The sequence below is a fragment of the Undibacterium sp. SXout7W genome, from assembly GCF_049339385.1.
Lineage (GTDB): Bacteria > Pseudomonadota > Gammaproteobacteria > Burkholderiales > Burkholderiaceae_D > Undibacterium.
In genome coordinates this window covers 126929-148388 of sequence record NZ_JBMPPF010000006.1, presented here as the reverse complement: position 1 = coordinate 148388, position 21460 = coordinate 126929, and the positions used below count along the sequence as shown (strand labels likewise).

The following is a 21460-nucleotide window of genomic DNA, read 5'->3' as shown; positions in this document are numbered from 1 at the left end:
TCGCGAATGAAGGTGACATACAGAGTTTAGTGAAATGCATACGCTAGTGTAAGAAATGAATGTAGTTATCCGACCGATACATAGTCAATCTACGAGGAGAACAATATGAATGTATTTTTACGCCTTCACTCTTTCAGCATGCGTTTCGATCAATTGTTGAATGAGTGGGGCGGTAGCTTATTGAGTCTGGGTTTGCGCGGGTTTATTGGCTGGCAGTTTTTTAAAGCCGGGCAGCTTAAATTGTCAGACTGGTCTGCCACACTGTCCTTGTTTCGGGAAGAATATACTGTCCCTTTGTTGCCGCCGGAACTGGCCGCCTTTGCCGGGACAGGAGGAGAGGTGATTTTTTCAATACTATTGTTGATTGGTTTCTTCTCGCGTCCTGCCGCCTTGGGATTGCTGGCAGTGAATGTGATGGCAGTGATTTCGTATCCTCAGCTATGGCAGTTCGAATGTCCAGCCGCCATTAATGATCATTTTTATTGGGGAATACTGTTATTGGTGCTGATTGCTTTTGGTCCTGGCAGATTATCTTTAGACCATCTGCTCAAAAAAATGCATTGATCTGCCGTATAGCTACCAGTTGAGGTATTTTTTCAGAACGAATTTTATTCAGCGCTGATCTTTGTTGCAGATGCTGGTGACAGGTATTTATCCAGCATTGTCTTGAGATCAGCCCTGACGATGGGCTTGGAGAGATAGTCATCCATGCCGACCTCAATACAATGATCGCGCTCGTCCTGCATGGCATTTGCTGTGACTGCAATGATGGGGATATGATTCCCCGTGTCTTGCTCTTTTTGCCGTATCAGTCGTGTCGCCTCCAAACCACCCATCACCGGCATATGACAATCCATCAGGATTAATGCATATGAGTCTTGAGAAAGAATATCCAGCGCTTCCTGCCCGTTATTTGCCACCATAGTACGATAGCCAAATTTTTGAAGCATGCTGACAGCAACTTTCTGATTAATCAGATTATCTTCGACGACCAGTATCAAATTTTTGGTCTCATCAGCTTGTGCAGATGGGGTAGGTAGTGACGGTACTTGGGAGGGCTGAGGGTTTTCTATTGAAGCTATTGCCTCCTGATTTGTCTTGATTATCGAAGAAATATGTTCTGCTGCGGGCGTAGATATAAGGGCGGATGTTGCAAGCAATTCAAAGAGATTGGATTTCTTGATAGGTTGCTGCAAGACTCGATATAGATTTGGGATATTGTTTCTATTGACCACGTGAGCCGGGCTGCTTGCCAGTATGCATTGCAGATGCGGATGTGATTGCGTGATATTTTGAACGAATTCATGCGCGTCGCCATTACTCATATCTGCATCAACAATCACCAGCGGTATATCCTGCTTTTCAGTCAGGAGTTCGAGCGCTGCTTCTTTGGTATTGGCATTGACTGTTTGTATTTGCCATGAATGCAGATAACGACTCAGCAGACGATTCCAGCGTTCGCTGTTGGTCAAGATTAATACTTTTTTAAATGACGGAGTATCTGGCAGCATATTTGGTAGCGCTGCTTTCTCAGATACCGTCAATGCTGTAAGCGGAATGTCGAACCAGAAGCAAGAGCCTTTACCAACGGCACTATCGACACCGATCCGACCATGCATGAGTTCTACAAGTCGTTTGCAGATGGATAAACCTAATCCGGTTCCTCCAAAACGCCTTGTGATGGAATTATCAGCCTGTACGAAAGGTGCAAATAGAGTTTGTTGAACCTCAGGATCGATACCAATACCGGTGTCCCGTACTTCAAACCTGATATGCCACTTCCCCATTGTTTTACCCACGCCACTGACTTCCACTGAAATCTCTCCAGTGTTCGTAAATTTGATGGCGTTTCCGATCAGATTTAGTAATATCTGACGCACTCTTCCCGAGTCTGCGCTGAATATAGCCGGTAAATCTGGGTTGACATAACTCATCAATTTCAGATGTTTTCTGGCAGCGCGCTCAGACAGAATATCTACACAAGCTTCCGTCAATGTCAGCAAGTGACAATCGGTGTGCTCAATGTGCATTTTCTCGGCTTCGATTTTTGAAAAATCCAGAATGTCATTGATGATGGACATCAGCGCTGCTGCAGATTCTTCGACGGTATTGACCAGTTCAATTTGTCTGCTATCAAGAGGGGTATCTTTGAGCAAACTGTTCATGCCAATGATTCCATTCATCGGCGTGCGTATTTCGTGGCTCATCGTTGATAAAAATACGCTTTTAGCGTTATTTGCTTCTTCAGCACGTATTTTTGATAACTTCAGCTCTGTTTCAAAGCGATCACGGAGACGCATGAACCAGGTCAGTAATCCTGCGCAGACCAAAACAAAAATGGCTGCGGCAATTCCACTCCATTTCAGATTACGAGAATTCATTCGCCATTGATTTAATGCATAAGTCTCTGATAAGCCAATGACAGCGATCACTGGATAATGACGCGGGGAACGGAAGTGGATTGTATAAATATCAGGCTCAAAGACAGAGTCATTTTCTGAGAACCGGAATTGACCGAATTCTTTTTCGCTGTTGATGTCATCAAAAATCGGAAAGGTTTTGTAATTTTTACCGACAATGAAGTGTTCAGATTCTGTTGTACTGATAACGCTGCCCTGAAAATTAAACAAGCTGGCAAAGTTGATTTTTTGCCCCAGCATTTCTGTGTAATCTTCGAGGAAATAACGGGGATTGACGATAGCAAGCAAGATCAGCTTTTCGTCATGCATTTGTATTAGTTTTGCGAACGGTAGAGAGTGAGCCAAAGTGGGTGATTTGGATACACTTTTTCCATCCGGTCCCAGCTCATTGATGTCACGGATGAATAATGGGTACCCAGGTTCGAGCGTACTGTTTAATTCCCGGACAAAACCCATTTCTGTCATGTCGAGATGTTTGGCAATATTCTGACGATCTGAGCTAGCCAGCACATTGCCATTGATATCTAAAATGGAAACGGAACGCAAGTGGGTGGAATTAATCGTATTCGTCTTGAGAATTTCCCAGACTTCAGTGGCATTTTTTAAGCCGGAACTTTGATATTCCCAGTGATTTAGCGTTCCCGTGATCACATTTAGCGTATTGTCAGTTGAAGCCAGTGTGCGTGTGACATGGCTTTCGAGCATTTTGCTCAGCAACTCACCACGAGCATGAACTTCTTTGAGTACCAGAGCCTTATCACGGTTCAGTAAATAGACAGTACCTAACAGTATGCCCATGCTGAAGATGATCCCGATCAGCATCCAGAATGCGGATTTTCTGATCAGAACAATCAATTGGCTTTTCAGGGGCATGTAAGTGAAGTTGATTCAATCATTATTCTTTAATGACGATGGCATCGAGTTTGTGTTTGCGGGCAAATGTCAGCAAGCGGCCATCTTTTTTGGTGATATCGATAAACGCGTTGACTTTTTCAATCAACGATTTGTCACCAGGTGCAGTCGCATACGCATAATCAGTCAGATGAAACGGTTTTGGCGGTGCCACCAAACGTGCCCAATCGGTTGTTTCCAGCATACGGCGGCTATATGGAAAATCAGTCATAAAAGCATCTGCTCGTCCAGATTCTACCTCTTGTTCGCGCGTCATCGGCGGTTTGACTGAGAGTAACTTCGCTTGTTTAAGCGATTGCTGCATAATCGGTTCCATCAGCGTTCCCGCTTGTACTGCAATAACACGATCTGGCTTGTCAATATCCGCCCAGTTCTGGATCGCTGTACCCGCCTTGGTCGTAATGGCGTAGATGTCGCTTCTCAGATAAGGCTGACTAAATTGTAGTTTGGCACTACGTGCAGGCGTCACGCCCACTGCATGCATGGCGATGTCACACTGGTCATTGGTCAGATTATCGATCAACTGTGGAAATGAACTGTCGACGTATTTCAGTTTCACACCCAGATATTTTGCAAGTTCGCCCGACAAGTCAATGTCAATGCCTGATAAATTGCGGGTTTTTGGGTTGCGAAAGGTAATCCCGTAATAATCTGGCCAGATACAGACACGTATTTCTTTTGCATCCGTAATTCTTTGAAGCTGGTTGGGGGCCGCGACGGCATGAAGGGCCGTACCTGCGATGATGCATGCAAGAGAAATAACCGAGAATGTATTGGTGCGCATAGAGAACCTTTCTTTATCACTCAGCCAAGTGTAAATCAGATTACAGTCAAATAGCGGCAGGCTCGCTTCATAGAATCAATCATCATCACGCTTGTGACTTTTCTTAACAAAAATGATGCTGTTTTGCATATCATATGTTGCTGTATTTATTACTTAATTTGTTACTTTTTTTATATAAATTGAGAGTAAATTACTCATTGCCTCAACAGATGTGTTTAGCTTTTAAGAGGATTTACTCTAGATTGATATTAATTGCTATTCAGCTATAGGGTGTAATGACATACTAGCATTGGTTTTTGGAACGCTCGTGCCTTTTCATCTGGTCAAGATGCGGTTCTTATTTTAATAATAAATTTACGGGAGACAATAATGCGTCAATATCAAGTAGCGCTTGGTTTGCTGTCTGCGGCTGTGTTAACAGCATGCGGAGGTAATGGAAGTCCGGGGCCAACCATCGATTCCAGCGTAGCACGCGGCACGCTGGTCGCTAATCCGCCAGTGTTGGTACCAATTCCACAGGCAACGGGCCCAGCATTAACGAAATTAGATCCGGTTGTTTTTAAAGCGATGCTGGATGCAGCCAAGCCAGGTCTGACGCAAATTACGGGTGCTCCTAAGTGCGAAATCAGCACTTACTACATGAAATACACCACGGTTGGTGGTGCGAATGAGGCTACGGATGCAACTGGCGCTATTATGGTTCCTTCCGGAACTGATGCTGCGTGTACAGGACCTCGCCCAGTACTGTTGTATGCCCATGGCACAACGGTTGAGAAATCATTCAACATGGCAAATCTGCGCGATAACTCTGAGGCGAGCTTGGTAGCCGCGATGTATGCTGCGCAAGGATTTATCGTCGTTGCTTCTAATTTTGCGGGTTACGACACCTCGGCTTTGTCCTATCATCCTTACCTGAATGCAGAGCAGCAAGCGAACGATATGGTCGATTCTCTGCGTGCGGCACGTAAGGCATTCCCGAATATTGCTGCGCAGGATTCCGGCAAACTGGTGATCGCTGGTTATTCCCAAGGCGGCCATGTCGCGATGGCAACACAGCGTGCGATGCAGACAACGTATGCAAGTGAATTTAAAGTGACAGCGCTGGCAGGTATGTCGGGTCCTTATGCTATGTCTTTGTTGGGTGATGCTGTATTTGCGGGTAGTCCAAATGCTGGCGGTACGGTATTTTTGCCTATGATTACTACCAGCTGGCAAAAATCCTATGGCGGCTTGTATGCAAGTACCAATGAGGTGTACGAAGACAAATTCGCGACTGGAATTGAGGCATTGATTCCAGGTAGCCTGACTTTCACCGACTTGTTCACGACAGGCAAATTACCCGCTACCGCTTTGTTTGCCAAAGACTCCTTGCCAGGCCCATCCACACCAGCATTTGGCGCATTTTTTGGTGACGGTAATCTGATCAAAACCAGTTATCGCAATGCGTATCTGGCTGATGCACAGAAAAATCCTTGCAATGTCAATTCGGCTGATCCGCTCAATTGCGCACCTGCCAATGCGTTCCGTAAAGCAGGCGTTAAAAATGATTTGCGCAATTATGTGCCGACCGTACCAGTCATGTTGTGTGGCGGTAATGGTGATCCTACGGTGTTCTTTGCAAGCTCACAGGCGACGGCAGGGTACTTCCAAGCCAAAGGTTTGCCTGCAGCGGCATTGACCTTATTGGACGTGGACTCTACACCAACCAGCGCCGCAGACCCATTTGCGGCAGCAAAGGCCGGATTTGGTCAGGCAAAAGCCGCTGCGATCAATGCTGCCGTGGCAGCCAAACAAGATCCTGCAACAGCGGTCGCCAGTGTTTATCATGGCACATTGGTTCCTCCATTCTGTAATGCGGCGGCACGTGGTTTCTTCCAGCAAGTTCTGGCTAAATAAGAGGAGACCATATCATGAAAAAAATTCAATTTTCCGTCTGTGTGTTGTTTGCCCTTAGCTCGGCGTCTGTGTTGGCACAGGATAATACTTTCCGGGCTGGAATGATTAATCTGGGTCTTCATTCTCAATCCCCGGATTTAACCAGTAATGGGCCAGCATTTCTGACTCCGCAACCGGCGGGTGTGACGGTTGGTAATGCAACGACGATATTGTTTGGATTTACCCGCAAGCTGACAGATCATTTTGATCTTGATATCGTTATGGGTTTGCCACCTAAACATGACGTGTACGGTCGCGGTACGCTGGCAGCTTATGGAATCACTGCGAAAGTTAAGCAACGTGCACCAACTGCATTCATTAACTATAACTTTGGTGATGTGACGAACAAGTTTCGTCCATTTGTGGGTCTTGGTGTCAATTACACGCAATTTTTTGATGCAACGTCCACTCCTTTGGGTGATATCGCAACAGGTGGCCCGACTAAAATTCAGCTGAAGGAATCGTATGGTTTTGCCGCGCAAATCGGTGCCAGCTATAAATTTACTGATCGTTGGTCTATTGTTGGATCCGTTGCTACTGCTGAGGTAAAAAGTGATATGACGGCGACGACAGGCAGTATTGAGCGCAAGACGACGATTAACTTCCGTCCAGTGGTGCTGACACTGGGTATCGGTTATAGTTTTTAAATAAGTATGTAGAACGTTAAAACGGCCTCTTTGAAGAGGCCGTTTTTTTGGGGGGAATATATATGTTCTGACTGGGACTAATACTATTTATTGCTACCCGACATCATGATTCAGATCGATACCTGGTTTCTCCCACCTGCTTTTGCACGGTACAGTGCGGTGTCGGCGTTACTCATCAGCGTGGCAACATCCTCGCCTGGTTGGAGGGTGGCAACACCAAAAGAACCTGTGATATGCGGTAATGGTCGCAGGCTATCGATAAAAATTTTTGTTTTACTCAACCGTGTGCATAAGCGCTGCGCAACGCCGATCGCCGCTTTTTGCGATGTACCAGGCAAGATCACGATCATTTCTTCACCTCCAAACCGTGCGGCAAAATCGGTGGGGCGCAATCCTGCATTCAGTACTTTGGCCGCACTTTGCAGCGCATCGTCACCGCGTAAATGGCCATGTTCATCATTAAAGCGTTTGAAGTGATCCAGATCCACCATGACGATACTAAGCGGATTTCCAGTCGCATGCGCATGATCGACCATTCCGGGTAACTGATTGTTGAGCCATGCGCGGTTATGCAAACCTGTCAGCCCATCGACCATTGATAACTGGCGATAAAACTCGCCTACTTTCTGCCGGTTTCGGATTTGCGCATTGGCTGCCCGAATTCTGAAAGACAGTAATTGCAACAGGTTGCGCGCAACACCATTCGATTCGTCGATCAGCGTCCAGAGAGTTTCCGCTTCAATGACCAGCAACTCGCTGTCAGAGAGTGCCGAAATGGTGGCAGAGTGGATTTCTTCGTCCAGAACAGAAATCTCGCCAACGCATTCTCCCGGGAGATATTGAGTAATGGAGTTTTCCAGTAAATTATTGTTTTCGTTGATCTTGGTAATACCCAGAGATCCTTTTAAAACAATGAATAACCTGGCGCCTGAACTGTTTGCATCGAGGACTACTTGCCCAGTTCTGGCTTTGACGACATCACAGTCTTTGATGATGTGGGCAATGAGTTGTCGGTTATCGCTATTGATATCACGAAACAAATGAATGTCTTCAATCTGGTAGTCAGTGCTCTTGAAGTGAGTCAGGTGTTCCAAAATTGTTTTGTCCAGATACATGTAGGCGAAAATATATTTAAAGTACGATCTGATCCAGTGCTTCGAAACGCATTTCGGTTTCTCTGAAAATCGCCAGATACTCAGTTTCTGATAACGCAAGCGTATCCCATGCTACGCCTGACAGCAAGGGGACCAGATCATTTTCTTGTTGGCTTAAATCCAGTGCGTGCACAATTGCATTAGCAACGTGAATGACTGATGCCAGTGGATTGAGTCCCTCTTGTTCGGGATGGTGATGCCCGCGTATTGCGTCGCAGACAGCCTCCGAAAAATGCCACTGGTTTGCCAGTGCCACACCAGCGTCTACGTGATCCAGATGCAGAATTGCACGTTCTGCATCTATCAGTGGACAGTCCATGCGTTTTTGATAGCGATAGACTTCGCTGTAATGTTGCGGGTAGCAGTTGACCAATACCAGTCTGCCAATATCATGCAGTAATCCGGCGGTAAAGGCGAAATCATGTTTCATGTGCAGGGCGCGCGAAATCAATTCTCCGCAGATGGCAGTGGCGATACTGTGACGCCAGAAACCACGAAAATCAAATTCTGGGCAACGTGAGGCCGGAAATGACTTGCTTAGTATCGACATGCGGATCAGATTTTTGACACTTTTGACCCCCAGCATGGCGGTTGCCTGTTGCAATGTCACGACTTTAGAGTTGTTGCCATAATGAGATGAGTTAGCCAGTCGCAGCACCTTGGCAGCAATAGACTGATCCATCGCAATTTTTTCTGTAATGGCATCAAGGCTGCAATGATCGTTATCAAGATCGTTCAGCATTTCTTGCGCAACGGCGGGCAGCGTAGGCAAATCCCGTATTTGTTTGACGATATCTTCCAGCGGAACCTTCAGCTCACTCATCGCAGTCATTTGATCTCTCCCTGACGATATTGTTGAATATAGTTTTGTAGGTAGCTGGTGGGCGCATCGTACGGACCGTGACGGAAAATAACCTTGAGTCTTTCTATTTTCACTTGATGTTCTTGCTCCTGATCCGCTTCGGACGTGACTTCAGAATTGATTGAAAGCTGGTGAATATCATGTTGCTCAAGTGAATGTAGCATTTTATCTGTCAGCGTAGTTCCTGCGGGCAGCAGCACATGACCCAGCTTGTCCAGTACATCTTCAGCCAATACCATGCCTGATGTGGCTGTCGCCAGTGGCAGACGGCGGTAATGTTTGCTCATGATTTCCTCTTGGGTAATGTACGCTAAGCGCTTGATGGGGAACAGAAGAAAGATGAAATTCTCGCTGTTCCCAGCGTTCCTGTTCATAGTGTAATGATTTTTGAGGGAAATGAAATGGCTTTTGTGCAGTAGCTGTCTCCGGAATGGTAATTGAACGTAACAGTTGGTATCAGTGTATTTTTGTGTGAGTTTCTCTGATATATACTATCCCCAGTATCATGTCGTTGAATGAGATTGGCTTTTAAAACAAAGCGATAGCATCGATGATTAGCATATACTCCCCCTTAAATCAGAAAGATTGCAAATATATGCATGCTGCCAGGAAATTTTTCTTGCAACGTCCACGGTTGGCGTTGACTTTTTTTCTTGGCGTCGCCGTGGCGATTGTATTGCCAGGAAACTGGCATCTGGTGACGCGGGCGCTGATGGGCTGGAACGTCGGTGTCTGGTCTTATTTGCTGCTGATGGGGTGGCTGATGATGCGGGCTAATCATCACCGTGTAAGACAAATCGCCAGGCAAGAAGATGCCAGCGCGGTCACTGTTCTGGCATTGCTGTCTATCTCAGCCGTCATCAGTCTTGCGGCGATTGTGCACGAACTGGCAATGGTCAAAGGTGTGCCAACGGATCTGAGAATTTTAAAGTATCTGTTTACTGGTACAACCGTGCTTGGTTCCTGGGCCTTACTCGCTGTTATTTTCAGTTTTCATTACGCATTGCTTTTTTATAATGCGCCCGAAAACCAGCGCCCGCTTCATTTTCCTGATGATGAGCAAATGCCGGATTATTGGGATTTTTTATATTTTTCATTCACGATTGCTGTTGCGGCTCAGACATCCGACATTTCGGTCATGAGCAAGCAGATGCGTAAGACCGTGCTGGCGCAATCCATACTGAGCTTCTTTTTCAATGTCGCTGTGTTTGGATTTTCCATCAATATCGCCGCCAGTCTGGTCGGCAATTAAGACGGCTCACCAGCCTTCACGGCGATGCTCGCGCCACTCATGTTGATCCTCATATCTCCTGTCATACGGACGATAGTGGCGTGAATCCCTGGCTTCGCGCCAGGGGCGGCCAAAATTCTGTTCGACATAAACATGTTCCACATAGGGCCGTGCTGAATTGAGTACGATTGGTACTCCACCGAAACGCATGTCGATATTCAGGTAATACGGAAGCGCATTGCTGACTTGCCAGCCAGCGCCATTTGCCCAATACCATGTGCGATAGTCGGGCGAGTAGTAAATCTGTTGCGCAGGATAATAAATGTAGTTGTATTGACGGATAGGCTCACGTTGATACAACGGCGGATATTCTCTGCGCCATTCATGTTCGCGATCGTGTGCATTCGCAACGTCATGGATACCCGCCGCCAGGAACAGCAAAGCGATGGTATGTCTGATGGCTGGTTTCACTTTATATCTCCTTCAATTTGATGAAGATATAACGATCGGCTCTGCGACTACGCTGACACGGATATTGCCACGCTTGGTAACAACTGCAACCGGATGTTACCTGCCATTACTGGATTGGCATTATTGCTGTTATCTGGCAAAACGCGGAAATTTGTACCAGACAAACAGTGATTTCATGATAAAACGGTATCGCATTCATTTATTTTTTATAACATGGTACTTAACTATATTTGGGCAGGTTTTTTTCTGATCGGATTTGTCGCAGCGCTGGGGCAATGGTTGTTGCTTGGTGATGTCGATATATTTAAAAAAATAATAGACGGGACATTTGAATCCGCCCGCACCGGTGTAATGGATATCGCTTTGCCTTTAGCAGGTGTGATGACGCTCTGGCTAGGCATCATGAATATTGGTGAAAAGGCAGGAGCGATTCAATTTCTGGCACGGATGATTGCTCCTTTTTTTGCGCGCATATTTCCGGGAGTACCAGCAAATCATCCTGCCAATGGGCATATGGTCATGAATTTTTCAGCTAACTTGCTTGGGCTTGATAATGCAGCAACACCGTTTGGCCTGAAAGCGATGGAGAGTTTGCAGAACCTGAATCCGCGTAAAGAGGAGGCGAGCGACGCCCAGATTATGTTTCTGGTCCTGCACACATCGGGTTTAACCCTGATTCCATTGGCAATCATGGCGCAGAGAGCCGTGCTGGGGGCGCATGATCCATCTGATATTTTTATTCCCTGCCTGATTGCAACCTACGTCGCCACTGTCGTTGGTCTGATCGCCGTCGCTATATGTCAGCGTATTAATCTGTTGAATGCCGTTGTTGTGGGCTGGTTAGGGGGCGGTACGGCATTGATTGGCGGTATGGTCTGGTACATGAGTCATTATATGAGCCGTGCAGAGATAGAAACTTTCTCTAAAGTCAGTAGTAATTTATTGTTATTGACGATTATCGTTAGTTTTATCATCGCTGCAATGCGTCAGCGTGTGAATGTCTATGAGGCATTCATTGAGGGCGCAAAAGGGGGCGTACAGACATCGCTGACGATTATTCCTTATCTGGTAGGTATGCTGGTTGCGATCGGCGTCCTGCGTAATTCTGGCGTTCTTGGACTGGTCGTTTCTGCTTTTGACTGGTGTTTTGTTCAACTAGGAATGAATCACGATTTCACTCCGGCATTACCTACCGCATTAATGAAACCGCTGAGTGGCAGTGGCTCCCGGGCGATGATGGTCGATGCAATGAAGACTTATGGAGCGGATTCTTTTGTGGGGCGGCTGGCCTGTATTTTTCAGGGATCAGCAGATACGACGTTTTATATCGTTGCCCTGTATTTTGGTTCGGTAGGCGTACGCAAAACACGTTATGCGATTTCACTTGGCCTGTTGGCCGATTTTGCCGGAGTGATCGCGGCGATCTTTGTCGCATATTTATTTTTTCATTGATTTTATCGAAAATTATTTCAATCATTTTCGAATCAGAATCTCACATCAGAAACGACGCAACATTGTCCTGGCAATGTATAACGACGAAGGCTATGCGAGCTTGAGCGAGCCGTGTAGCACTGGGATTAATAACGTTACTGGGGTGATTTGGCGTCACTCCTGTAAATAAACTCAACTTGAGTCTGAGCCATTGAGAGGAGAGTCCCAATGGCTCATTCAAATTAGATTCAGTTCTTTGTACCGGAGGGGCTGATCCGTTGTTGCCACCAGTGTGCTTTGTCCTGTAATTGTCCGCAGTCCAGCGTGCTTAACACACGGTTCTGCATCAAGGCTTTACCATTGACCCAGACGTGGCTGACTTTATCTCGACTTGCGGCATAGACAATTTGCGAAATAGGATCGTAGAGCGGTTGCGTTTCCAGATCCGATAAATCAATCGCGATCACATCGGCTTGTTTTCCTGCTACCAGGCTACCGATTTGTTTATCCAGTCCCAGCGCCTTGGCACCTGACAAGGTTGCCATCGTGAGCGCCGCAGTGGCATTCAGCGCCGTCGGATTGGCAGATTGTGCTTTAGCGAGCAACGCCGCCATTCTCAAGTCACCCAACAAATCGAGTTTATTATTGCTGGCGGCACCATCAGTACCGATGCCAACGTTAATTCCTGCCGTTTGCATGTCGTGAATACGGGCGAAACCGGAGGCGAGTTTAAGATTGCTGGCGGGATTGTGTGCTACATGTACGCCTTGCTCCGCCATTAAGGTAATTTCCGCGTCGGTTGCATGTACAACGTGGGCTGCGATCAGATTAGAGCTCAGCAGCCCCAGATGATGCAGGCGCTGCAAAGGTCGCATACCGTATTGTTTCTGGCTGTCATTGACTTCATCGAGGGTTTCGTGAATATGGCAATGAATTCCCATAGCGTGCTGTTCAGACAAAGCGACAATTTTCTTGAACGTATCATCTGCTACGGTATAGGGGGCATGTGGCGCAAGACGAAAATCGATGCCGGGCTGACCTGCATAAGCAGATTTTGCCGCAATGGCTTTTTCCAGATATCCTGCGGCGTTGTCGGCATAACCGGTCGGGAATTCCAGAATGCTGCATCCGACCACAGTACGCATTCCGCTATGTAAACCGGCACGGGCAACGGCCTCATGGTGAAAATACATGTCGTTGACGGTCGTTGTTCCTCCACGGATCATTTCTGCCATGGCATATACGCTACCGTCGAAAACAAATTCGTCAGATACATGCTGCTTTTCTGCTGGCCAGATATGTAAATTGAGCCAGTCCATTAATGCCAGATCATCTGCCAGACCACGTAGCAGGCTCATCGCTGAGTGTGCATGTAAATTTACAAATCCCGGGAGCAGTGCATGACCGCTCAGTTCAATATGCTGCGCATCAGCGTACTGTTTCCTTGCATCTGCGGCAGGAAGAATGTCTAGAATTTTATCGCTTTGCATGACCAGGCAGTGGTCACGCAACACCACCGCATGCGGCTCTACGGGAATTAAAAAAGTAGGATACAGACAAGTAGCTTGGATCATCATCGCTTTCAGAAAATTTTTCTTCATTATAGCGGTCTCTGAATCTTATGTTGAATCTGGTAGGATGAAACCCTTTCCAGAAGGAGTATGTATGGCATATGTATTCGATGTTCCTTTGCCTGCATCAGTTCCGGTTATTGGGACTGATGAGGTGTTTCCCGTCCATAGAATTTATTGTGTTGGCAGAAATTACGCCGAGCATGCGAAAGAAATGGGTCACACAGGTCGCGAAGCACCATTTTTTTTCATGAAGCCAGCCGATGCCGTTCTGCCCGTATTACCCGGCATTGTTGGTGAAATGCCTTATCCTTCGATGACTGCTAATTTGCACCATGAAGTAGAGTTGGTTGTCGCGATTGGCAAAAATGGTAGCAATATTGCTGTCGCCGATGCTGCTCAATATGTCTGGGGTTATGCCGTTGGCCTGGATATGACACGACGCGATTTACAGCAACAGGCAAAAGAGCAGGGGCGACCATGGTGCACCGGAAAAGGTTTTGATTTTTCTGCACCGATTGCTCCAATTTATCCGGTAACAGGGATCAACGATATTGAGCACGCCACGATTCATCTTGATGTTAACGGGCAGCAGCGTCAGCATAGTGATATTGCTCAATTGATCTGGAGCGTGTCGGAAGTCATTGCGCATTTGTCGCAGTATTTTGTGTTAAAGGCCGGAGACTTGATATTTACTGGCACTCCCGCAGGTGTTGCTGCAGTAGTGCAAGGCGATGTATTAACTGCTGGCATTACCGGGTTGGGTGAATTAAAGCTAAAGCTGATTTAGAGCTGACTGCATACATGATTTAATAGGTGATACATGAAACTATATGGTTATTTTCGTAGCTCAGCATCGTACCGGGTGCGCATTGCTTTGAACTTAAAGGGACTTGATTATGAGCAAGTATCCGTGCATCTGGTCAAGAATGGTGGGGAGCAATTTGCTGATACATACCGCGCTTTAAATTCTGATGCCTTGGTTCCCGCTTTGGTCGATGAGCAGGGTGGGGAAGAAGTGACGCTGACGCAATCACTTGCGATGATTGAATATCTTGATGAAGTCTATCCAGAGTTTGCTTTGTTGCCATTACTTGCCGCAGACAGGGCGCATGTTCGTGCTCTCGCTTTGTCTATTGCATGTGAAATTCACCCGTTGAATAATCTTCGTGTTCTTAAATATTTAACCGGATCATTAGGTCTGAGCGAAGAACAAAAAAATACATGGTACAAACATTGGTGTGAGTCTGGTTTGGCTGCTGTTGAGACCAAACTGGCGAGTGATCCGCGAACAGGTCGATATTGCTTTGGTGATGAACCCGGTTTAGCGGACTGTTTTTTAATTCCGCAAATCGCGAATGCCCAGCGGTTTCAATGTGATTTGTCTGCTATGCCAGTCATGATGGGTATTTATGCTTCCTGTCTTCAATTGCCTGCGTTTATAAGAGCGCTGCCTGCCAATCAGGCAGACGCTGAATGACAAAAAAGGATGTCTTTGCGGACATCCTTTTTAAAATTTATGTAGAACTTGAATTGAAGTTGAATAAGGCTCGTATGTATTACGCCGACCTAAGATGGAGAAACGCTCAAGTTCTTAGTTAGGTTTTTCGTTGCCGGAGATTGATATGTTACTCAGTGTTTCATTCAATACAGAAATCAGCATTGATCTCGTCAGTTTAGATTTTGTGGTGTAGCCATCGATTGCCAATTCCTGACTGATTTGCTGCTCTGGTGCATATCCTGGTTGACCAGTACGTAATACAATGCGCAAATTCGTTAGCTTTAATTCATTGCGGATCAGCCCAACCAATTTTAGCCCTGCGTCCACAGTCTCCATCACCACATCAAGCAAAATTAACGCAATATCGGCATGTTGTTCCAGAATTAGTTGTGCTTCTTTTGCAGAATAAGCATGGAAAAACTCTAATGACCTGTTATGAATCTTGATACCATTAAGTGCTAACACTGTTGTTTCATGCACATTGCGATCATCATCTGCAATCAGAATTTTTAATGGGTGAGTCGCCAGTCCGGGATGAAAGCTCTCCGCCTCTTCATCAAGAAAATCAATGGAATCATCGCCAGCATCTGCGATTGAACATGTTAAAGATGAGAATGGTTTAAGTCCCGTCAATAAATGATGACGCTCATAAGCCACTGCATACGACGGTGCGTGATGGTATATCCCGACAGCAAAATTGCTGTTGCATGAGAATTCGGGACGTTTACTGTGTTGTATCATCAGTGTTCTCCCTGTTGCATCACACGATGCTTTCCTCCAGTTATCTTATGTGAAGCAGCTATCTTTATCAAGACTAATTGAGCGATTTGTTTTGTAAATAGATTCTCGTTGTAAAGTGCACTGTTTTTGCTCACAGAAGTGATTCCGTGAGGTATATTTTATATTCGCTGCACTTAAATAAAACAAATCAAATTCCAGTTTGATGGATTGTTATAAACTGAGTGCCTCAGAACCCGACCAGTGATGTCTCTGCCTCGCCATGCGAAGTTTGTTTTGCTGACCACGTTATTGCGATCGTCACCCACATTTTTATGTCATCCTCCTACTTACCCGTACTTCTCTCACTGATGCTGGCATCTTCAGTGCTGACGACGCTGGTATTAATGTATCTTCAATCGCTCAAAGTACATCTGCGTTCGGCTCGGTGCTGGATGCTTGCTTATGCATGTATTAGCCTCAGAAATTTGAGCGCTTTACTGGCAGTCATTAATTTGCCTTGGCTCGGTGCGTCAGTCGATTTTTTTCTGATCGCGTACGCTTGTTTTTTATGGTGTGGTATTCGTATTTTTAGCGGGCGCACAGTGTATGTCATGCCAGTCATGCTGACATTTGCAGTTTCTGTTATATGGGGGTTGATGGCATATGCAACGGAATTGCCTTTTGTATGGCGAGTGTTGCCGGCATATTTTTTTGGTGGATTTTTACTCATAGGTGCGGCAGCGACTATTTGGAAAACCCAAAGAAATACGGGATATCTTGGTTATCTATTGTTGGCGGGTTTGCTATTACTTAAAGGAATGCATGTACTGAATTATCCATTTTTACGCAATATCACCTGGTTTGCACCGATTGGGTTCGGTATCACCATTGTGCTTGATCTGGCGATAGGAATGATGTTATTGATCGCCGCTTTGCTACGGCAACAAAAAGAAGCCGAGCAGACCAGCGAACTGTTGCGTCAGGAAATTCAGGAGAGAAAGCTGGCAGAGCAGCTCTCCAGACAGCGTGAAAATCTGTTTGAAAAAGTGTTTCAGTTAGTTCCTGATGTGTTGTTGATTTGTCGTGAAAAAGATGGCTGTTTTCTCGAGGTAAATCGTCATTGGGAAAAAGTTACCGGTTACTCCAGAGCTGAATCTATCGGGCATTATTCTACGGATCTGCATTTGTGGTGCGAAGAAACCCAGCGGCGTGAGATGTTGGCGACGCTCAGAGCCAATGGGGAGGTGCATAATTTTCAAGCGGCATTTTTGCATAAACGAGGGCATCAATTTTATGTAGAAATTTCCGGTACACGTTTCGAAGTAGGGAGCGATTCCTATGTAATGTACGTGACACGTGATATCTCTGCTTTGCGTCAGTCTGAAAAAATTCAGCAACAAGTTAAAACGGCGCTGAATGAAAGAGAAAAATTATTATCCATCGTGTTTCAGCTCACTCCTGATACCTTGACTATTACCAAGCTGGCAACGGGTGAGTATATCGACGTTAATCGTAATTGGGAGCCATTAACAGGCTATACACGTGAAGAAGCGGTAGGGCATACGTCGACAGAGCTTAATTTGTGGGCGCACCCTGAGCAGCGAGCAGATCTGATTGCGCACATCAAGAATACTGGCGAAATCCGCGATGTTCCGGTCGCTTTTCACAGAAAAAATGGCGAAATTATTCAATGCCGGATATCAGGTTCTAAATTCGATTCAGATGATGAATCCTATCTGCTATTGACATCACGAAATATTGAGCATGAGTTGGCGACAGAGCGTGCACGTATGTTTGCTGAGCGTCTGCTGCGTGAGAGTGAGCAAAAATATTCTGCTTTGTTCCAGCTTTCACCGATACCTCTTGTTTTATTGGATGTGCGAGATCAGTCGATTGTTGAAGTGAATGATTTATGGCTGAAGCAGTTTTCCTACGTGCGAGAGGATGTCGTAGGTAAAAATTTCCTTCATATTAATTTCTGGGAGGATGGGGATCAGCCTGGTCAGATGCTACAGAGTCTTTTGGCTGATGTTGTACTGGATCAGGTGGAAGTTTTGGTAAAGGATAGCCTCGGTAAACGAGTTATTTGTATGATGTCTGCGCGCCTATTGACGATGAATCAGAATCGGATGTGTATTTTTTCTGTCATGGATGTCACCAGACAATATCAGGCGGAGCAAGAAATCAGAGAAATGACTGCTCAGTTGGAAGTTCGAGTCAAGCAGCGCACGTTGAAATTGGAGCAGGCAAATGCAGAGCTGGCGGAAGCGATGGATTCGCTTAAACATGCGCAGGACGAGTTAGTGCGGTCTGAAAAAATGGCGGCGTTAGGCTCTCTGGTGGCAGGTGTTGCTCATGAATTGAATACGCCCATCGGAAATAGTGTGACTGTTGCCAGCACCTTGCAGGATAAAACGCGGGAACTGTTACGAGATATCAGTGAAGGAAAATTACGCCGCTCGGTATTAGATCAGTATTTACAAAGTGCCTCAAACGGTACTGCTTTGTTGATGCGCACACTGGGGATTGCACGTGAACTGATTGGTAGTTTTAAGCAGGTTGCCGTTGATCAATCCAGTAATCAACGGCGACAATTTGACTTAAAACACGTTTTAGAAGAGGTCATTGTTACTTTAGCACCGATGTATAAAAAGGGCCCATATCAACTGACGACCGACTTCAGCGAAGGAATCTCGATGGACAGTTATCCCGGGCCACTGGGACAAATCATTACGAACTTTATGACCAATGCATTGACGCATGCGTTTGATGGACGCGATGCCGGAGAAATGCATTTGATTAGCTGCCTGATCGATCCTGATGCTGTACGCATTGTATTTTCCGATAATGGACTTGGTATTGATGAAAATGAGCAAAAGCGTGTTTTTGATCCATTTTTTACGACTAAATTAGGTCAGGGGGGGTCAGGATTAGGAATGAATATCGTCTACAATCTGGTCACCGGTGTGCTCGGTGGCGATATTCATCTTGATAGTAAGCCGGATGAAGGCACTCGATTTACATTGAATATTCCCCGTATTGCACCTGAGATCAAAACAGAGCTCAAGTCCGAGATACCATTTGAAGCCCGAACGGCTGCGAGTGATCCTGATAACAATCGTTAATTTTGCCAGAAGAAAATATTTTGGCTATTGCCAGTACATACTACCTTGATACGTATCTCAGATACTCCTGAGATATCTGCGAGAATTTCCGGGATTTTTGTAAGGCCGCCCAGAGATTGTCCTAATCATTGCGCTGGTAACGTATTGTTGCGATGCGGAACTCTGTTGTTGTGTTAATGTCAAAGCCCATTTCCGCTCTCTACAATCAACCTACCACCTACGTATGATGCCTTTGCCTAAGACCCGGTTTCACCTTACCGTTCTCTCCGTCGCCATTTTGGCTGCGATGAATTCTGCCGCTTTTGCTCAGCAAGCAGCAAGCGTTGAGTCAGTCCAGCCAGATCCTTCGGCGAAGGCCAGCAATACTCAGCAAAAGATTCAACGTGTCGAAGTTCAAGGCACTCGTAATTATGACGAGCGTCGCCAGGATACAGCAACTAAAATTGTCGTCACTCAGGAAGACATTATTCGTTATGGAGACACCACGGTAGGAGATGTTTTAAAGCGCTTGCCAGGGGTGACTATTGGTGGTGTTCAAGGACGTGGTGGCGAAATACGTATGCGCGGTCTTGGTGCTGGATACACGCAAATTTTACTGAATGGTGAGCCTAGTCCTCCAGGCTTTTCTTTGGACTCTATTTCACCGGATTTAATCGAACGAATCGAAGTCATGCGTGCTGCAACAGCAGATACCAGCACACAGGCGATTGCTGGCGGTATTAACATTGTTCTCAAAAAAACAGTACAAACCGCACAAAAAGAAATCAAAATTGGCGGTCAGATGGATGGAGGAAGATTCGGTACCAATATGAACGGACAAATTGCGGACAAACTAGGCCGCATGTCGTATTCACTATCGGGGAATCTGACACATGGGCAATATGAACGTCCTTCGGCAATGGACGAAATAGGTACAGATGCCAGTGGTAAAACTAACTTGTTGCGTCATACCGATATCGTTGGCTGGGGTACTTTCAACGCGATTGGATTTGCGCCGAGAGTGAACTGGAGCCTGGAGAATGGGGATACCGTCACGACTCAGAGCTTTATTAATGCCAACCGGTTTTCTGGATATAACAAAGAATCATCGATAACTTCTTTGGGCGTATTACCGGTCTATGTCAGCGATTTTCAACGTATTCAATCGGATTTCACTATGTTGAGAACGAATCTGAACTGGATACACAAACTCGCTGACAGCGCTAAATTAGATGTAAAGCTGGGTGTCAATTACAACAAGCGGAATTCCGATGTAAATTTCCTTGGCTATGACATTGGAAATACTCAGACGCTGGATCGAAAAGTCAGTTCGGGAGCCAGCGACAAGGGATTGACATTCAGCGGTAAATATTCTGCACCGTTTGTAGAAAATCATGCATTTGTTTTTGGCTGGGATGGCGCCTACAGTAAGCGCAACGAAAATCGCTTGCAGAATGACACGGTCACCAGCCTTGCCAGTGGTTTAAAGCCATTAAATCTGGATGAGACATTTGATGCCGATGTCACCAGGCTGGCGTTATTCGCTCAGGACGAGTGGAATATCACCAAGCAATGGTCACTGTATGCAGGCTTGCGCTGGGAGGGATTGGATACTCGCAGCGAAGGAAATACTTATAGCGAAGTACGTAATAAATCCAGTGTCTGGAGTCCCATATTGCAAACGCTATGGAAATTACCTGATAGTAAAAATGATCAGGTACGTCTGGGTCTGACACGTACCTACAAGGCTCCCGACACCAGTAAACTGATACCTCGTCGCTATATTTCGAATAATAACAGTGCCACTAACCCGGACACGATGGGTAACCCCAACCTGAAACCTGAACTTGCCTGGGGACTCGATGCTGCATTTGAACATTACCTGTCCGATGGCGGTATGTTGAGTGCCAGTGTTTATATGCGTCGCATTAACGACATTACTCGTACGCAGTTATCGAATGTCAATGGTACCTGGATCAGCATGCCTGTGAATGATGGGCAGGCAACCACCCGGGGAATTGAGTTGGAAGCAAAATTCCCGCTGCGCTCCGTGATGCAGAATGCACCGTCAATTGATTTCCGTGCAAATCTCTCGTTTAACTGGTCCAATCTTGAAACAGTACCTGGCCCAAACAACCGGATTGATTCTCAGACTCCTATCAGTGCAAATCTGGGCATGGACTATAAGCTTGATAAGTTACCGCTGACAGTAGGTGGAAATGTCAGTTTTCAGGATGGTGGCCCTGTTCGTATTTCCGTGGCACAGAGCAGTTACTCCGTACCAAAACGAGTGCTTGATGTTTATGCCTTATGGAAATTCACACAGAAGACAAACCTGCGCGTCTCGTTGGGCAATGCCTTACATCAGGATAATTTGTCGGCCAGCACATATTCGGATGCCAGTGGCTCATTACAGCAAACGACAACGACACCAACGACGACGACACTACGTATCTTATTCGAGCACAAACTTTAATAGCGGCTGAATATCTGGCGACAACGGATGTGAGTTCATTTTATCGTCTTGTTTTTATATTTTCTTTTGCGCCGACATTGATGTTATCGCCGGATAAGGTAAAAACTGGTATCGAGAAGTGCACCAGCAAATAGGGGCTTCTTCTAAAATGGATATATCTTTCCCATTTTCGGAGGAGGAGTCTTCAAACAGATTGCGGGATTTTCGTTGCTCTGGATGTAAACTTTTTCAAGTTATTGGA

Annotated in this window: 17 protein-coding genes; 9 read left to right on the top strand and 8 right to left on the bottom strand. The window is 45.9% G+C overall.

Annotated features, from left to right (window positions below; genetic code table 11):
* The first annotated feature begins 105 nt into the window (after positions 1-105).
* The gene (locus ACO0LB_RS08205) at positions 106-564 is read left to right on the top strand and encodes a DoxX family protein (protein ID WP_423048326.1); all 459 of its coding nucleotides are present in this window, start codon (positions 106-108) and stop codon (positions 562-564) included.
* A gap of 44 nt (positions 565-608) precedes the next feature.
* Here the strand turns inward: ACO0LB_RS08205 and ACO0LB_RS08200 are convergent, their stop codons facing one another.
* Positions 609-3293, bottom strand: coding sequence for a response regulator (locus ACO0LB_RS08200; RefSeq protein WP_423048324.1), 2685 nt, complete (start codon positions 3291-3293; stop codon positions 609-611).
* Between the two features lie 22 nt (positions 3294-3315).
* A complete protein-coding gene (locus ACO0LB_RS08195; RefSeq protein ID WP_423048322.1) occupies positions 3316-4116 on the bottom strand; it encodes an ABC transporter substrate-binding protein in 801 nt (266 codons plus the stop codon).
* A 369-nt stretch (positions 4117-4485) separates the two neighbouring features.
* On the opposite strand from ACO0LB_RS08195, the gene ACO0LB_RS08190 reads away from it, so the two are divergent.
* A complete protein-coding gene (locus ACO0LB_RS08190) occupies positions 4486-6012 on the top strand; it encodes an alpha/beta hydrolase (RefSeq protein WP_423048320.1) in 1527 nt (508 codons plus the stop codon).
* A gap of 14 nt (positions 6013-6026) precedes the next feature.
* On the top strand, positions 6027-6698 hold the full coding sequence (locus ACO0LB_RS08185) for an OmpW/AlkL family protein (RefSeq protein WP_423048318.1): 672 nt from the start codon (positions 6027-6029) through the stop codon (positions 6696-6698).
* 110 nt (positions 6699-6808) lie between these two features.
* Here ACO0LB_RS08185 and ACO0LB_RS08180 read toward each other — a convergent pair whose 3' ends face one another.
* From ACO0LB_RS08180 to ACO0LB_RS08170, 3 genes are read right to left on the bottom strand one after another with little or no spacing between them, the layout of a single operon-like run.
* Positions 6809-7792, bottom strand: coding sequence for a diguanylate cyclase (locus ACO0LB_RS08180; RefSeq protein ID WP_423048316.1), 984 nt, complete (start codon positions 7790-7792; stop codon positions 6809-6811).
* A gap of 37 nt (positions 7793-7829) precedes the next feature.
* Positions 7830-8684, bottom strand: coding sequence for an HDOD domain-containing protein (locus ACO0LB_RS08175; RefSeq protein ID WP_423048314.1), 855 nt, complete (start codon positions 8682-8684; stop codon positions 7830-7832).
* On the bottom strand, positions 8681-9001 hold the full coding sequence (locus ACO0LB_RS08170) for a hypothetical protein (protein WP_423048312.1): 321 nt from the start codon (positions 8999-9001) through the stop codon (positions 8681-8683). Before ACO0LB_RS08170 ends, ACO0LB_RS08175 begins: the two co-directional genes overlap by 4 nt.
* 332 nt (positions 9002-9333) lie before the next feature.
* Between ACO0LB_RS08170 and ACO0LB_RS08165 the strand changes: the two genes are divergently transcribed.
* The gene (locus ACO0LB_RS08165; protein WP_423048310.1) at positions 9334-9966 is read left to right on the top strand and encodes a DUF1345 domain-containing protein; all 633 of its coding nucleotides are present in this window, start codon (positions 9334-9336) and stop codon (positions 9964-9966) included.
* 6 nt (positions 9967-9972) lie between these two features.
* On the opposite strand, the gene ACO0LB_RS08160 is transcribed toward ACO0LB_RS08165, so the two are convergent.
* Entirely contained in the window at positions 9973-10416 is a 444-nt protein-coding gene (locus ACO0LB_RS08160) for a hypothetical protein (RefSeq protein WP_423048308.1), read from the bottom strand.
* Positions 10417-10629: 213 nt separating this feature from the next.
* Between ACO0LB_RS08160 and ACO0LB_RS08155 the strand changes: the two genes are divergently transcribed.
* Entirely contained in the window at positions 10630-11868 is a 1239-nt protein-coding gene (locus ACO0LB_RS08155) for a nucleoside recognition domain-containing protein (RefSeq protein WP_423048306.1), read from the top strand.
* Between the two features lie 227 nt (positions 11869-12095).
* Here ACO0LB_RS08155 and ACO0LB_RS08150 read toward each other — a convergent pair whose 3' ends face one another.
* On the bottom strand, positions 12096-13448 hold the full coding sequence (locus ACO0LB_RS08150) for a TRZ/ATZ family hydrolase (protein WP_423048304.1): 1353 nt from the start codon (positions 13446-13448) through the stop codon (positions 12096-12098).
* A gap of 64 nt (positions 13449-13512) precedes the next feature.
* Between ACO0LB_RS08150 and ACO0LB_RS08145 the strand changes: the two genes are divergently transcribed.
* Together ACO0LB_RS08145 and maiA are read left to right on the top strand one after the other, a co-directional pair.
* Positions 13513-14208: a fumarylacetoacetate hydrolase family protein gene (locus ACO0LB_RS08145; protein WP_423048302.1), complete on the top strand. Its 696-nt coding sequence runs from the start codon at positions 13513-13515 to the stop codon at positions 14206-14208.
* A 33-nt stretch (positions 14209-14241) separates the two neighbouring features.
* Positions 14242-14898, top strand: a complete 657-nt coding sequence (maiA, locus tag ACO0LB_RS08140) for a maleylacetoacetate isomerase (protein ID WP_423048300.1) — start codon at positions 14242-14244, stop codon at positions 14896-14898.
* 114 nt (positions 14899-15012) lie between these two features.
* Here the strand turns inward: maiA and ACO0LB_RS08135 are convergent, their stop codons facing one another.
* The gene (locus tag ACO0LB_RS08135; RefSeq protein WP_423048298.1) at positions 15013-15552 is read right to left on the bottom strand and encodes a response regulator; all 540 of its coding nucleotides are present in this window, start codon (positions 15550-15552) and stop codon (positions 15013-15015) included.
* Positions 15553-15971: 419 nt separating this feature from the next.
* Between ACO0LB_RS08135 and ACO0LB_RS08130 the strand changes: the two genes are divergently transcribed.
* Together ACO0LB_RS08130 and ACO0LB_RS08125 are read left to right on the top strand one after the other, a co-directional pair.
* The gene (locus tag ACO0LB_RS08130; protein WP_423048296.1) at positions 15972-18764 is read left to right on the top strand and encodes a PAS domain-containing sensor histidine kinase; all 2793 of its coding nucleotides are present in this window, start codon (positions 15972-15974) and stop codon (positions 18762-18764) included.
* A gap of 223 nt (positions 18765-18987) precedes the next feature.
* A complete protein-coding gene (locus ACO0LB_RS08125; protein WP_423048294.1) occupies positions 18988-21219 on the top strand; it encodes a TonB-dependent receptor plug domain-containing protein in 2232 nt (743 codons plus the stop codon).
* Positions 21220-21460 lie beyond the last annotated feature (241 nt).

Coding starts and splice junctions, on each gene's coding strand:
- ACO0LB_RS08155 (WP_423048306.1), top strand. CDS start 10,630: ATGGTACTTAACTATATTTGGGCAGGTTTTTTTCTGATCGGATTTGTC.
- ACO0LB_RS08205 (WP_423048326.1), top strand. CDS start 106: ATGAATGTATTTTTACGCCTTCACTCTTTCAGCATGCGTTTCGATCAA.
- ACO0LB_RS08200 (WP_423048324.1), bottom strand. CDS start 3,293: ATGCCCCTGAAAAGCCAATTGATTGTTCTGATCAGAAAATCCGCATTC.
- ACO0LB_RS08195 (WP_423048322.1), bottom strand. CDS start 4,116: ATGCGCACCAATACATTCTCGGTTATTTCTCTTGCATGCATCATCGCA.
- ACO0LB_RS08150 (WP_423048304.1), bottom strand. CDS start 13,448: ATGAAGAAAAATTTTCTGAAAGCGATGATGATCCAAGCTACTTGTCTG.
- ACO0LB_RS08130 (WP_423048296.1), top strand. CDS start 15,972: ATGTCATCCTCCTACTTACCCGTACTTCTCTCACTGATGCTGGCATCT.
- ACO0LB_RS08185 (WP_423048318.1), top strand. CDS start 6,027: ATGAAAAAAATTCAATTTTCCGTCTGTGTGTTGTTTGCCCTTAGCTCG.
- ACO0LB_RS08170 (WP_423048312.1), bottom strand. CDS start 9,001: ATGAGCAAACATTACCGCCGTCTGCCACTGGCGACAGCCACATCAGGC.
- ACO0LB_RS08145 (WP_423048302.1), top strand. CDS start 13,513: ATGGCATATGTATTCGATGTTCCTTTGCCTGCATCAGTTCCGGTTATT.
- ACO0LB_RS08175 (WP_423048314.1), bottom strand. CDS start 8,684: ATGACTGCGATGAGTGAGCTGAAGGTTCCGCTGGAAGATATCGTCAAA.
- maiA (WP_423048300.1), top strand. CDS start 14,242: ATGAAACTATATGGTTATTTTCGTAGCTCAGCATCGTACCGGGTGCGC.
- ACO0LB_RS08190 (WP_423048320.1), top strand. CDS start 4,486: ATGCGTCAATATCAAGTAGCGCTTGGTTTGCTGTCTGCGGCTGTGTTA.
- ACO0LB_RS08125 (WP_423048294.1), top strand. CDS start 18,988: ATGATGCCTTTGCCTAAGACCCGGTTTCACCTTACCGTTCTCTCCGTC.